This window comes from Liquorilactobacillus sucicola DSM 21376 = JCM 15457 (genome assembly GCF_000612445.1).
In the GTDB taxonomy this organism is placed as follows: domain Bacteria; phylum Bacillota; class Bacilli; order Lactobacillales; family Lactobacillaceae; genus Liquorilactobacillus; species Liquorilactobacillus sucicola.
Map to the genome: position 1 here is coordinate 1 of NZ_BALC01000011.1, position 13,533 is coordinate 13,533.

The following is a 13,533-nucleotide window of genomic DNA, read 5'->3' on the forward strand; positions in this document are numbered from 1 at the left end:
AGGATCCCTAACATCTTTTAAGCATTGCTCGCAAACTGGATTCTTTAAACGATATCGTTCACTTATCTTTCTCCATTTATAACTATGATGCACTCGTATACTCTCTGCTTTGCTGTCTATTGCATCATGTGGCTTGCGCTTACTATCTTGCCTATGCTTATCGCAATACGCTGTATCAAACGGTATAAGCTTCCTACAGCCTGCATGATTGCATTGCTTCATTGGTTTCATTAAGAACTCTTGCTAACTAACTTCAAACATATTTGATCCATTCCATTGATTGAATCATCAATATCTAGGTAAGCAATGTTATAGGTCTGACCATCCATGGTTACCGTATAGTTAGTATTACTTAAAGCATCTTTAAAGCTCGGATTATGTGGCGTAAAAATTAAGTACGTTCCTTTTAATTCACTGAACGCATTTGATTTCACTTGATACTGGATGTTCGTTTTACTCTTTCCATACCAAAAATCAAATAACGGTCCGTTCACTGGTATGGAGTTGCCGTTTGCCAGCTCTTTCCAACCTTTTTGATTCAACGTGGCTTTGTATTTTAGTTCACTCAAACTTGCTTGCAATTATCATCACTCTTCCTTTTAATCAATTATGTTTATTTATGTATAATAAAAAAGCCTACGAATGTAGACTTACATATTATGAAAGTTGAATATATATGGAGTGTTATGTATTAGACAAGAGTGAAAGAATATGAAAAGAATAAAACTCTTGTCTAACAATACTGGATATCAAAGCTTTAAACGAAAAAGAATAATAGTGTAAGGAAGGACACTATGTATTATCAAGGTTAATTCCCTTGATAGTTTAAAAGGAAGTTCTTATACGATCTACATATACCTGGATCTTATCGCAAGTTATACGTGAAGGAATATAATAATCACTGTTTAAAATTCTACGCACTGTTAATCTGTTTAAATCACATAACGAAGCAAGTTTTGAAATGTTTGCATCTGCTCCACTTAATTCAACTATTCTTTTAAAATCTCTAATAGTCGAATCCATTTCTAATATCTCCATTCTACATATATGGAGTAGAATATACGCAATATTGTATATTCTGCAATATTTTTACACTCACATATACTTTTACAAAAATACTGATTATTTTTGTACTTTTTGTTGTTCTTTTCTGTTTCGTACAACTTTAACATTCAAGCTCTCTGCTTGCTCTTGTAAGTCTGGCAAGTTCTGAACTAACAATTTTCTGCCTGTTTGTATCCCTTCAACTCTTGGATTGTACCAACGCACAATAAATTGATTGCTAAAATACGCCTTAAAATATTCAAAAGTTGCTTGTTGTCGTCTCACACTGAAACTACTGTCTTTCATATAGCTCTTATATATGCTCCATAGCTCAATTAAATAACAATTTACATTCTTCGTCTCATTGTGCTGTATTCCACTAAACTCAATAAAAATATGATCTGCAAAATCGCATATCGTCTCTCTTGGTGTATATTCTTTTTTCAGCTTGTGCAAAACGATCCTAGAATATTTTTCATCTAACACCTTGCTACATTTCTTAACGTCTATTGTTTGATACACGACAACTTGTTTTAAAATTTCTTTATACTCTTCATCTGGATCAATTTCTTTTTGTCTAGTCGTCAATCTCTCGACTATTTCTCTTTCTTGTCGATCCTGCTCGGTGAAATTTTTGTAATCCTTATTTTCTTCTTCAATTTTCTTCTGATGGTACTCAGCTAAACTCATGCTCATATTATCTTTTTCCTCCATTATCCTTGATATATCAACGTTTCATTGTTATAATAGAGGTTGTAAATGGTACTCCAATACCACTAACAACCTAAAAAATTACATACTTGTAATTACTAAAGTGCTGGTTCGGAAGTCGGTGCTTTTTTTCATGTCTTTTTTTAATTTTCCAGCCATACAAATTTTCAAATTATTATCTGATAAATATTTACTGGATAAACTTTTGAAATAATCTCGCCACCAAGTAGAACTTTTTTTCTCTTTTCCTGTATGAACATTTTTCCAACTATCTTTTAACATTGGAACTATCGCAAATTTACTAATTTTTTCTACTACCTCGCTTAATGAATAAACTTCTTTAATCATCAGCATATTTTTCAAATATTCAATTCCCTGTACTCCTTCTTCTGTTTTTTTATTGTCACCATATACACGGTTAAATGTGTTATCTGCTATCGTTTTACCGTACATGTCAAAAATAGCCGCATATTTTAGTTTAGTATTTTCATTGAATCCTTGTAATCTTGTAAAATCTGCATTTTTAATATCCAGTATTTCATAATAAACGGGTATGGACTTATAAAAGTCTTTAGCAGATTGTTCTTTCCTAGCATTATTTATTTCTTTAACTTTCGAGGTCGTTAAATCTGCTTTCCCGACCTTTCTTACCGTTCCAGCAGTACACAAAAGTTTAATCAGATTTCTAACTTTATCGCCTTTTATGTGTCCATTTTTATCTTTGTCTATCAATTTACTTCTTGTGTTTTTATTTTGCCTTCTAATGATTTCAGTTGCATTAATTTTAATTACATTATTTTTTGTAATTCCTGAAATGCTATTTTTTATCATCTCCTTATTTAAAGTAATTAATATAGGGCGCAACAACTTAATATTTTTATTGATCGTTACATTCATGCCTAATATCTTTTTCATCTCTTCTTTGTTTTTTATGATTTTCAAATTATTTTTTGCTATTTCAATACTATCCAATTTTTCACCTCCCATATTTTTCCACCGCGCCTATAATGAGTGGAAGCCTAGAGCGAGTAAGGATCAAGTGCGATTTTCAAAACAAGTTTGACCGTGATTAATAACACATACCTATACTAACAAACTTACCTTACCAAATATCACTACTTTCTTACTCCCCCAACGGTTATAGCCATTTTAAAGTGGGTGGAAGTTTTATTTTATACTTTTGTTGTGTGTCGTATGAAAGAAGTTCGCTTTCCTACTCCCGTTCGCAAACAAGTTGCTCACGTCTTACTATTACATTATTTATTTTTAAATTAATCAAACTAATATCAATATAAACGAGCAGCTTGCCTGCGAGACGGTATAAAAGTGAACTTCTTTTATGCCGACACATAATCTAAATTAAATATATTTGATCAAATAATAACCATCATACTGGTACACCTCCACTTACAATTAAACTAGGCACGTCATTGTCATTTACTTTTCTTGTACTAATGAATCCCGAAAACTTCATTATTGCACCTTGATTATTTTTAATACATTTGCAGCCATCCATATCGAAACAGGTTACAGGTATCTCATTCTTTCCAACTTTTAAATTTGCAACAACAAAAGGTTTCCCTCGCCTAGTGCTCAATATTTTGTAAGTTGTAATAAATCCTTCTAAATTAAAAATATTTTTCATTATTTCAATTCCTCCAATTCTTTAATAGACTTCATTTTCTGATATAAAAAATTCCTAATCTTTATTCTTGTTTCATCTGATAATTCAAACTCCCGTTTATCCTGATCTTTTAACAACTCATAAATTGTATATCTGCTTAGATTAATTTGTTTTGCTAAAGTTGATTTGCTGACACCTGTCGCATCAATATACCTTTTTAGCATTGCTATATCTATATCCATAAATTATCCCACCTAACATTATTGTTTGTTTGAATTGTAAAAAAATATCTATCTGAATTCAAGATAGTATTTAAATATAACACACATTTTTGATTTTGTCAATAGATTTTTGGAAATAATTTAAAAAATATTTGTTCAGCCTTCTGATCTGTCATATATGCCCCATGTTTCCTAATACTTGGTAAAACCTCATGAGTAACCCAACGTTTAAATTCTTTAGCTTGTGGTTGCTTACTTGATAAAATTAGACTGTACAAACCCGATTCATTAATAAGAATTGTCTTACTCTTGTAATTCGAACCACTGCCCTGAATTAGGGCACTGGTTTTATCCTCATCATCAACATGATCTCTTAATGCTTTCTGAGGATTCTTATATCCCAAAATCTCAGCAACATCTTTTCCTACAAAATATGGTTCATCATTAATCTTAACTGTTCTAACTTGATTCCCCTTAAAATCAAAATTCATTAAATCATTCACTTCTTCTACCTGCTTTCTTTTTGAACTTACAAGGAAGTTATTAATTACCCAATCTTTAAACTTCTCTGATCGACTACTTTTTGTTTTGCTTGCTATTTTTAAGAATTGTGATTCAGTAAGCAAATCACCTTTAGAAATTTTTGTTTTAAGCGTATAATTGCGTGCGTGGATGGAAACATCATTTAAATAACGATTAACACGATCCCAAAAGATACAAACACAACCCTTTGAAATATGAGTAATTCCTAGTCCAATTACGGCTCTCTTTGCATCAAATTCAATCTCACCGTTCTCAGCTAATTAAAGCAGGGTCATTATGTGTACCTACCTTGACCTGATACGTTAAAACTACGGGTTAGCTTATCTTCACTATCAACGTTTACAAAGCCTGCCCTGTTTTGAGGCGATTGTGAATTATTCACATTGACCTGCGTACTCGATCTGGGTACACAGTTTATATAGGGGTCTGCAGTTTGGCGACTCCTATGTTGAATTTTCCTAATATCGAGAAACTCGAGGTTAAAGAGGACGCCCCAATTCAGGGCAACCTTGGTGGGAAACAGCGCCCAGCTCGGCAGGAATGGGAACACCTCACATAAATCAATATTTCATTGCAATATATTAAAATAGCTCATATAAAGCAATCTAAGACGTTTTAAAGTTTTGCAGTAGATTATACTCAAAAATTAATAGAGCTTGTTAGAAGTTCAATATGAGCCACACATTTTGAATAAAACCATGATTTTAGATGCCTAATACCTTTTTCTTTTTAGCATTAAATTCTTCTTGTGTAATAATTCCATCATCAAGTAGTTTTTTTAGCTCTCTTAATTGTCTGGCTTCACTTATAACAGGTATTTCCTGACTACTATTCTCTTTCTTTTGTTTGCTGATTATTTCACCCTTTTTAACAAAAGGCATATCTTTAAATCCATGTTTAAAAGGCAATCCAACAGCAATAATAAACAATGATAAACCTAATAGTTCTTTGGAAATAGGTTCTAGGGTTCCACCTGTTACTCCAATAAGATAACTACAAAAAAATTGAATAAAAATATAGCCAAATACTATAGTATTCTCTATCCACCTGTATGGTCTCTGATTACAAGTACAAATAAAATAAATCCCAATTATCAAAACTGTAATACCACTAATTAATAACGCATTACCATTTCCATTCATTGAAGCTTTAAGTTCCTTATCCATTATATTTGGAAATTTTGCAGGAACCCCATAAAATACATAACTTCTATAAAATGTATAAACCGACACCACTAATAATAAAATACCCGAAACTAACCTTCTAACAATCAATTTATTATTCAATTTACAGATTACCTCTTTTCGACACATACAATAATATACCAATATTCAAATAATAAACATTAATATCAATAAAAACATTTTAAGCAATCCTATTAGTGAGTATAGTTGCCCTTAAACCCTAAGAGCATTGAGCAGTTGCTCTCTCGAAAGCTATCCTAAAAATGAATAGCTTAATCTCTTTTAAAGCTTGAAATAGTTTGATCAACGTTAGCTACAAACATTTGCGCTTGTCACTTCTAGCGTTCAATAAACTATTTCAACAGACATTTTAAACTCACTCAGCCCTTGTTCTTATTAGACTTCGTCTTTTATTTAATGTGATAGACAGTAAGAACTCACAACTAATAAGATTGTCCGTATCATTTCCTAAGCATCCAGCCACGTCTTTAACAGCGTTTAACTCTGTAAGGTTTAGCATACCAATGTGATCCCATTCGAGGGCGCTACACTCGTGGTCACGAACCACAAGCACGTGTCAATTCAATGGTTAATAGAAGGAAGACAAAACCTGTGACTAAAACAGTAACCAACTGCAACAAAAAAAGAGTTATACCTATATAACCTCTTTTCAACTAAAAAAGATTTTCAGTATAACTCTTTTTATCTTGTCTGCATTCCAAACTTCTTGAAATTTTTCACACATATGATAGAATATAGTTATATTAGAGGTCGGATATTTGTGGTATCTTCCTCGAAAAATCCTAATTAGTTGAAGTAATTAGGTCTCAAATTTCCCTAGCATGTCCGTGCTGAGGGTTATTTTTTTGCGTCCATTTATTCACTTGTCAGGACAATAATAACATTAAAATTTTGTAACTGTCAATTTTGAATTAATCTTCCTTAGTTGCGTGTGTATTTTGGGTATCTATTTTTGTTTTTTTTAAATATTCTTTATATTGCTGTATATATCTCGTGTCTGCTGGTTCCAAATGATATTTTAAAACTCGTTGCAACTTTTTAGCCCATTCTTTTACTTCTTCTTGTTCCGCTATACATACGCCAATAATAAAAACTTTTTGCGGTCCTCTGTAGGTAAGAACATCTGCTAAATGACCTTTTTTAAACTCTATATTTTTGCCATCTACTTTTTTATTTTCTGTGTGTGCAGATACTCGCCAATAATATTTTTTCTTAGTGTTTAATACCTTGCCTTTTTCTGGATCATCTTCAATGTGAAAGCCAGCTATTACAATTCTTGGCATCAGCATATTTTTTCACTCCTTAAAATTATTCATGTTCATTACTTCCATACTTGCCACCATTTGCGTCCTGAAGTGCCGTTTCTAGGCTCTCTCGTGTCATCTGAGGGCTTTTGTGATTGTTCCTTTATATTTATATTAGAATCTTTTTTAACGTTCTCTGAGGACTTGTCAGAGGTCTCTTTTTTAGACTCTAATAATTTCAATTTCTCACTAGTTGACTCTAATTGTTTTTGAGTTTGCAACTGTAATTGTTGTGACTGATCAACTAATTTTTGTAATTTTTCTATTTGTCTATCCTTTACGTCAAGTTGACTCTCAAGTATACGTATAGTTTGACTATCGTCTTTACTATCAATTTTCTTTTGTCTAGTGTCATTTGACTTGATCGAAGTCTTTATAAAGTATTGACGTATATTATTTACAGCCTGATCATCAAAAATGTATCTATCGTCTTTCTTTTTAGGCTTTTTATCATTGTCTAGTTTCTCTATAATTTGATAAACCCTTGCACGTGACACTTTAAGTTCTTTTGCCAACTGAGTTATACTAGTCATTCAAGTCACCTCTTTCAAGTTGATTGTCAACTTATCATAACTTGATTATACACTTGACACGCTAAAAATGGTGTTAGAATACGTCTATCAGCATATAAATTTTTATAATACCAATTTTAGTTAACATAATGCTGATTATATTGAGTAACAGCTATACCAGTGCTTTTAAGAGGCTTGCTAATTGACCTTAATTCACAAACCCATTTTAATCCTTTAGGTTCCATTCACAAAATACCAATTTTTTAAAATTGCACAATGTATACCACTTATAAAAAAACACCAGGATAATTAATCCTAGTGCTTTATTCTACTTCTTGTTATTGTGTTCTAACCATAAAAGGAATAGAACTATAACTAAAGTAGTTGGAATAGAAATAGTCATCTTGACTATCACCGCCTAGCATACAGTTTGATTAAAGGTGAACAGCCTTGTACTGTAGCCAGTAGTTAGTATACCATATTGGACTTAGTAATTAGGTCATGATATTATCTTAAGTAGGAATAGTAATAGTCATTGAGACTACATCACTTAAGTGGACTTGAACAATCCACAACACTCATGGACTCCAACTTAATTGCTGGGGTCTATTTGTTTGCAATAAAAAAGGTGTTACCCAAAAAGAGTAACACCTAATCCCAATAAAATGATAATTTTACTGTGACAACTATTTTAAACAAAATAAACATAATTCAACTATAATCATTGATCACCGTTGCAATATCTAAAAGTATCTCGCTGAGATCCTACCTCGTTAGAGAACGTTCAACCAATAAACACATTCACCGCAAGCAATTTTCTAGTTCGCGCGAAGTCTATTTTGAGTTGTTTTAATATTTAAGTGAGTTAATCAACACACGCAACGTATAAGGGAAGTCCTTCATAACTTTTTGATTTCCTCTGTTCTGATATAAAAGCTCTGCTATCGAAAACATAACAAGTTTAGCTCTTTCAGTCGATAATCTATCTTGATCATCTATTGTGTTAGATAGATATTCTTTTGCTGCGTCTAAATAATTTTGAAGCTGCGCATCATCTTCAGTGATTGAATCGGGAACACGCAAGCTATTTTTTAATCTTTGTAAGTCTGTTTGTGTTTCTGCCATTATTTAACCTCTTTTCATTCAAATTTCTATGTATGGCAAGGAATTATCCTTGCTTTTATTTTTAACCTGCTGTCGTTGTATCTACCGTAATAGCAACTGTTGCATCTTGGTTAATGAACTTATAATCGTTGCGAACGACAACCGCAAGTCCTTGGCTATATGAATCAAATTGTTGCCAATTTACAGCCACCTGGTTACGGCGGAATAATGCAATGGTTTCAGCTAGGTCGCCAATAAAGATCGGGAATTTACCAGCTGCCACGTTAGGCAATACCGAATCAGCTAACTCCACAACTGGCAACCCAAACAATGCCTTACCCGTAGGCGCTTGTACGTCTGTTGTGAGCATGTAACGTCCCTCGTTATCTTTGAGAGTATCTAACCAGTTAAAGCCTGATTGGTTCACAATAACAACGGGTGTAAGTGAAGGATCAAGTTTTGTATTCTTCAACTGTTTAACATCATCAAGGCTCTTTGCTGTTTGTGCTGTTAATGATTTCAACAAAGCCAAAATCTGCGCATTATCAGTATTATCAACTAACTTTTGAAGCTGTGCTTGTACCTCAGCCTTAAAGTTGATTGCATTATCGTCTAGCAATTCATTTGAAAGATAAATCTTGCCGGCACGTGTTTCAGCCTTAAAATCAACGCCTTTAACACCTGCGTCAACGTCTCCAATTTCTGTGAGCTCTGCTTTGGTTGCCAAAACCTTTGAAGGATCATTACTTGAAATTGGGTAACTACCTTGACCGACTGAAACTTGCTTAACCGTTACATAATCAGCAAGCTTGTTTGAACTTACTTTTGATTGAAAGATAGGTGTAATAACTTCCTTCGGAATGATCACACCGTTGCCATCCGTTGTTAGTCCATCTCGTTTCTCACCACGTGTACGAATATAGTCTTCAAATGATCGTGTTTCTGTTTCTTCTGGTTTAATTACTGTTTTTTCTGTCATTTTTTTAGTAGCCCCTTTGTTTTCTTTTTGTTTTTTATCATCAATAAATTTTTCATAACTGCGTGTATCAACTGAACTAGAGTCATAAGCTGGAATTGTTACAGTAGATACTTCATACAAGTTTTGAATCTGCACAATAGTACGTGTAATGTTTCCTTGCTCGTCTTCTGTAAATTGATCGCCGCCATCCGCCACATCAAAACGGAAACTCATAGATGAAATATTTCCATTTTGAATATTTTGAAATACATCTTTTGCATAACTAACTTGCTCGTCAAGTTGTGCTACAAAATGAAGTCCTTTATCGTCTATGTCAAGTTGTAAAGTGTTAGCCTTGACACTTGCTAAAGGCTTGCTATAATCGTGATCCGCAAGTAATAGAGCCTCACTTAAATCAACGCCGTTTAACGCTTGTGCTTGTATAATCTCTGTAAAGTCATCAAGTACTTTTGACGGTTCATTGAACACAATTGCATAGCCTTCAATTTGAAGTTGTGACGTTTCTTGATCATCTTTTTTATCTGGTTCTAATGCTCGAATTTCTGATTTTTTTAGAACTCGAATATCTTTCAAATGTTAACCTCCTATAAATTTAATTTTTCTTTTGCATCTTTTGGATCTAAAATTTCTTTATCAACAAAATTCAAAATATTGTTAATCTCTTGTTGTTTGTTTATTGTCAAGTTTGATGATTCAAATTTGAATTGCTTTTCAAACTTAAAACTCAACTCTGCTTCAATTGATGCAAAATATTTGTAAATTGTTGATTGGTAGTATTGCGAACTCGTTTGTTCCTGGTTACTATGGACCTCTTCAACGTTTAGCATTGATTGAGGCAATCCGAATGCACTCGCAACCTTTTGTGTACTAAAATTATTTTGATTAATAACTTTCAAAATACCTGTATCAATTTGTAATTGTGAAAGTGTCATTGAATCGTCAAGAATAACCGAACTGAGTGCGCCTTGGTTAGCCTGTTCAAATTTCTGTCTGATTGATTGTTTTGCATCTGTTGAAAGATCACTTTTGTGAACTGTTAAAACATTTCTTTGTGGACTATCAAAAAAGCCTTTCAACAAGTTATTGCCCTTTTTCTGCATAATTAATTCATCTTGTAATGAATAAAGTGGACTTATTCCAGTCACACCGTCTTGAGTGAAAATTTTAAAATGAAGTATGCTGTTAGGCGCAATCTGGCGCTTTGTTCCGCCTGAAGGTTGGTGGTAATACTTTACTTGCCCCGTCAAGTCGTCTTGCGTCACTGTCACACAACTATTTTTTAAAAAATTAAGTTGATCGTTTTTAATTTCTGCGAACGAATTGCCACTTAATAGCATCTGACAAGCTAAAACAAACTTAAATTGATAGCCGTTCATAATGTCATTGGGCTTATCATTTATCAGTGTTTCGATTTTTTGATCTTCACACTTGATACGATTGCTTGCAATATCGCTCGCAATAATTCTTATTGCTGCCCACACGTCCGCATTCCTTAACGCTTGTGCGCCCACAAAAACACTATCTGTGTTACTCATTGAAACAACTGCATCAATAAAAGCTGTGTCTTTGTCTGGCTCTATATCTGTTGAATCATAAAAAAAACTCATTATTTACCCCCTTGCTTTTCGTAATTTATTAAGAATGCAAGGCTTAAAACACTTAAACCAGTGCATACTAAAAAAGCCCCTGCATTGAGCAAGGCTAGAACTCCAAAATCTATTAGAATTAATCCAATAACTAATAAAATCGTTTGAACATATTTAAAAAGAAAATTCTTCACTTTTATAAAACTCATTGTTTGCCTTGCCACTTCCTTCTATAATCTGACTACTGCAAAATACCCAAGCGTTCATAAGTGAAGCAATCGGGTCTATTTTGTTGTTAGCCCTTGTTTTATCTATCCTGCATTGTCCTGTTGAATCGTAAATCAAAATAGCGTTATCTACTGCAATGCTTAAAAGTTTGTTATCTGCGTGCTTTATTTGTCCGTTCAACAAGCATTCTTTGAATTGCTTTGTTGGGAATGAAAGAGTTTTGTTGTTTTGTGCGGTTTCAATTAATGGATAATCTTGTTTTTCAAAATCACCCAACAAATAACCAAAACTCCAAGGATCATAGCAAACGCCCAAAACATTCAAGTTATTTTGATCTACCATGTTTTTAATGAACTCAAAAATAGCTTGATAGTCGATTACTCCACTTTCAAGTGTTGTAATATCACACTCACCTTTTTGTTCCAATGCTTGATAATTAATATTGTCTGTCTTCATTTTCTCAATTAACCCATATTTTGTAGCTACCCAGCTATGACTATCACAATAAAATTTATTGTTATCAAAATCTGGAATGATCCATGAAACTGAAGTTAAATCATTAGACTTACTCAAATCAATACCGAAAATAATATCCTGTTTAAATGGTTTAATAGGCTCTGTGATAGCGTTCAGCCACTCTTTATGGCTTATAAAACTATCTCTAGTGCTTTGATACCACATGTTGAAATTCTTTACTAGAACGGGTATTAGATCACCCTGCGCACGTGCTAAATCAACATCATTTTGCATATTTTCTAGCATAGTTTCTTTAACTGCTGGAATCTCAAAAAGCGGGTTTGCCTTGATCCATTTATTTTGGTCGTTTATCTCTGCTTTATCATCTAGTTCCCAAATAGCTATAAACTGGCGTTCATTGTCTATTTTTTGGTTTAGAATGTCGTTCATTATCTGATAATCTTCATACATTGCATGAAATTGAAAACCTGAAGTACTGACAATACATAACAAGCCATTTTTTTGTTGTCCCATTCCTGACTTAATAACATTGTAAATAGAATGATCTTTTGCCTGGTGAAATTCATCAATGATACAACAATTTGGGTTAAATCCGTCTAATGTTTCAGCTTTGCCAGCACATGCAATCACAAAAGAATCATCATTTAACTTGGTTATTTGTTTCTTTTTGATGTCTAGCGTATTTCTAAGACTTGGCGACAACTTGACAACCTGCCGCAACTCACTAGACACCATGTTATAGCCAATTTGAGCCTGTTTAAGAGCATTTGAAACGAATAGTATTTGTCTATTTTTAGCTGGCTTATTCTCTAAAAGAAGACTTGCTATGGCTATACAGCTAGCTATATAAGTCTTTGAATTCTTTCTTGCCATTGAAATAAAAGCCTTGTTGTAACGCCTATTATTTGTTTTCTTTTCACGCCAACCGTAAAGACTGCCAACTATCCATTTTTGAAATAAAGCCATTTCTAACTTTGTACCGTCCGTTTTTGGAATTAAAGCCATGAAATTAATTGCTTTGTTTGCTTGTTTTAAGTCAAAATAATAATTAAAATCATCATCTTTAATACGTCCACGATCCCGAATTTCACGCTGACAAGCTAATCTGACTTTCTTGTTTGCTATAATTTCACCATTTAAAACCTTATCGCAATATTCTAAAACATAATCAGTCATTCATAACTTCCTTGAATGGATCTTCAATGTTCTCATTTTGAACGTTTGCGAGTAAAGTTTTAACTCTTTGGTTCATGGTTAAATTAAGCGAAGTTAAAAGAGAATCAATATTTTTTAAAACTGAATTAAATATCGTTGTGGCTTGGTTTTTCTTGCCATCTACTGTGATAACTCCATTTTCATGAATGTTCTTAATTGCTTCAGCAGCCTGATACAAATTTTCAGCCAACAAGTTTAAAGATATTTCATCTATTGAATCGAATGGAATATCTGAATCCTCAATAATATCAACTAAATATTGAAAATAGTCTTTTCCCTGTTCATTTAAATATCGTGCTGGAATTAATGTTACTTCTTTATTTGTTAAAATTTTTGCCACTTGTTCTCTGTCTATTTTTTCTTTTTTTGAATAATGTTTCTTTGTGTTTTCTGTTTGAATCATCTTGCTTTTTTTACCTCCTTATACTAAAATGAAAGCATACAAAAAAGCCTTATATAAAGGCTATCAGTGGTTGAATATGCTTATTTTTTTGTTTTTTAAAAATGAAAAAAGGGCGGAATTATTTTTTCTGAGTGGGCATGCCATTGCGAGCACTTCCAACCACGCCCCCCTCTTTTTTAAATAAGTAATCTCTTATAAAACTATAATAATTTATTTTATTTTTTCTCTCGTCTTTCTTCGAGAGATTTTTTATTATGACAAACTTCGCACAATGCCTGTAAATTATCCTCATTATATGGATCTCCACCTAAAAACAGTGGTTTAATATGATCTACTGAAGTCGAGAACCTAGGAATGCCTTCAAAATTCCCACTGTT

16 protein-coding genes and 1 pseudogene are annotated in these 13,533 nt (G+C 32.9%); 1 reads left to right on the forward strand and 16 read right to left on the reverse strand.

What is annotated here, in order from left to right:
• The 7 genes and pseudogenes from JCM15457_RS12475 to JCM15457_RS11390 all read right to left on the reverse strand — a co-directional run.
• Positions 1-231 (reverse strand): DUF8602 domain-containing protein (locus JCM15457_RS12475; protein WP_034990018.1); only part of this gene is annotated, 231 nt, incomplete at its 3' end.
• Entirely contained in the window at positions 231-581 is a 351-nt protein-coding gene (locus JCM15457_RS11360; protein ID WP_034990020.1) for a hypothetical protein, read from the reverse strand. The genes JCM15457_RS11360 and JCM15457_RS12475, both read right to left, overlap by 1 nt.
• A 541-nt stretch (positions 582-1,122) precedes the next feature.
• Positions 1,123-1,758: a hypothetical protein gene (locus tag JCM15457_RS11370; RefSeq protein ID WP_152537327.1), complete on the reverse strand. Its 636-nt coding sequence runs from the start codon at positions 1,756-1,758 to the stop codon at positions 1,123-1,125.
• A gap of 78 nt (positions 1,759-1,836) precedes the next feature.
• The gene (locus JCM15457_RS11375; RefSeq protein ID WP_034990024.1) at positions 1,837-2,727 is read right to left on the reverse strand and encodes a hypothetical protein; all 891 of its coding nucleotides are present in this window, start codon (positions 2,725-2,727) and stop codon (positions 1,837-1,839) included.
• Positions 2,728-3,142: 415 nt separating this feature from the next.
• Positions 3,143-3,400, reverse strand: a complete 258-nt coding sequence (locus JCM15457_RS11380; protein ID WP_034990026.1) for a hypothetical protein — start codon at positions 3,398-3,400, stop codon at positions 3,143-3,145.
• Positions 3,400-3,621: a hypothetical protein gene (locus JCM15457_RS11385; protein ID WP_034990028.1), complete on the reverse strand. Its 222-nt coding sequence runs from the start codon at positions 3,619-3,621 to the stop codon at positions 3,400-3,402. The genes JCM15457_RS11380 and JCM15457_RS11385 overlap by 1 nt, the downstream gene beginning before the upstream one ends.
• Positions 3,622-3,749: 128 nt before the next feature.
• A pseudogene (locus tag JCM15457_RS11390) lies at positions 3,750-4,091 on the reverse strand (BRO-N domain-containing protein); the annotation flags it as partial.
• 485 nt (positions 4,092-4,576) lie between these two features.
• Here JCM15457_RS11390 and JCM15457_RS12545 point away from each other — a divergent pair.
• Positions 4,577-4,702: a hypothetical protein gene (locus tag JCM15457_RS12545; protein ID WP_268870136.1), complete on the forward strand. Its 126-nt coding sequence runs from the start codon at positions 4,577-4,579 to the stop codon at positions 4,700-4,702.
• 145 nt (positions 4,703-4,847) lie between these two features.
• Here JCM15457_RS12545 and JCM15457_RS11790 read toward each other — a convergent pair whose 3' ends face one another.
• From JCM15457_RS11790 to JCM15457_RS12700, 9 genes are all read right to left on the reverse strand, one after another.
• Positions 4,848-5,429 carry an SHOCT domain-containing protein gene (locus JCM15457_RS11790; protein ID WP_051993495.1) on the reverse strand — a complete coding sequence of 194 codons (582 nt, stop codon included), beginning with the start codon at positions 5,427-5,429 and terminating at the stop codon, positions 4,848-4,850.
• Between the two features lie 830 nt (positions 5,430-6,259).
• Positions 6,260-6,631 carry a DUF5839 family protein gene (locus JCM15457_RS11400; RefSeq protein ID WP_161633676.1) on the reverse strand — a complete coding sequence of 124 codons (372 nt, stop codon included), beginning with the start codon at positions 6,629-6,631 and terminating at the stop codon, positions 6,260-6,262.
• A 38-nt stretch (positions 6,632-6,669) separates the two neighbouring features.
• Positions 6,670-7,185, reverse strand: a complete 516-nt coding sequence (locus tag JCM15457_RS11405) for a DUF536 domain-containing protein (RefSeq protein ID WP_051993497.1) — start codon at positions 7,183-7,185, stop codon at positions 6,670-6,672.
• A gap of 828 nt (positions 7,186-8,013) precedes the next feature.
• Complete coding sequence (locus JCM15457_RS11410; protein WP_034990032.1) at positions 8,014-8,289, reverse strand: head-tail connector protein; 276 nt, start codon at positions 8,287-8,289, stop codon at positions 8,014-8,016.
• 61 nt (positions 8,290-8,350) lie between these two features.
• Positions 8,351-9,820, reverse strand: coding sequence for a phage major capsid protein (locus JCM15457_RS11415; RefSeq protein ID WP_034990034.1), 1,470 nt, complete (start codon positions 9,818-9,820; stop codon positions 8,351-8,353).
• 11 nt (positions 9,821-9,831) lie between these two features.
• A complete protein-coding gene (locus JCM15457_RS11420) occupies positions 9,832-10,854 on the reverse strand; it encodes a phage portal protein (protein ID WP_034990044.1) in 1,023 nt (340 codons plus the stop codon).
• A 153-nt stretch (positions 10,855-11,007) separates the two neighbouring features.
• On the reverse strand, positions 11,008-12,714 hold the full coding sequence (locus JCM15457_RS11430) for a terminase large subunit (protein ID WP_034990037.1): 1,707 nt from the start codon (positions 12,712-12,714) through the stop codon (positions 11,008-11,010).
• Complete coding sequence (locus tag JCM15457_RS11435; protein ID WP_034990039.1) at positions 12,707-13,156, reverse strand: P27 family phage terminase small subunit; 450 nt, start codon at positions 13,154-13,156, stop codon at positions 12,707-12,709. Before JCM15457_RS11435 ends, JCM15457_RS11430 begins: the two co-directional genes overlap by 8 nt.
• Before the next feature lie 215 nt (positions 13,157-13,371).
• Entirely contained in the window at positions 13,372-13,512 is a 141-nt protein-coding gene (locus tag JCM15457_RS12700) for an HNH endonuclease (RefSeq protein WP_369384631.1), read from the reverse strand.
• Positions 13,513-13,533 lie beyond the last annotated feature (21 nt).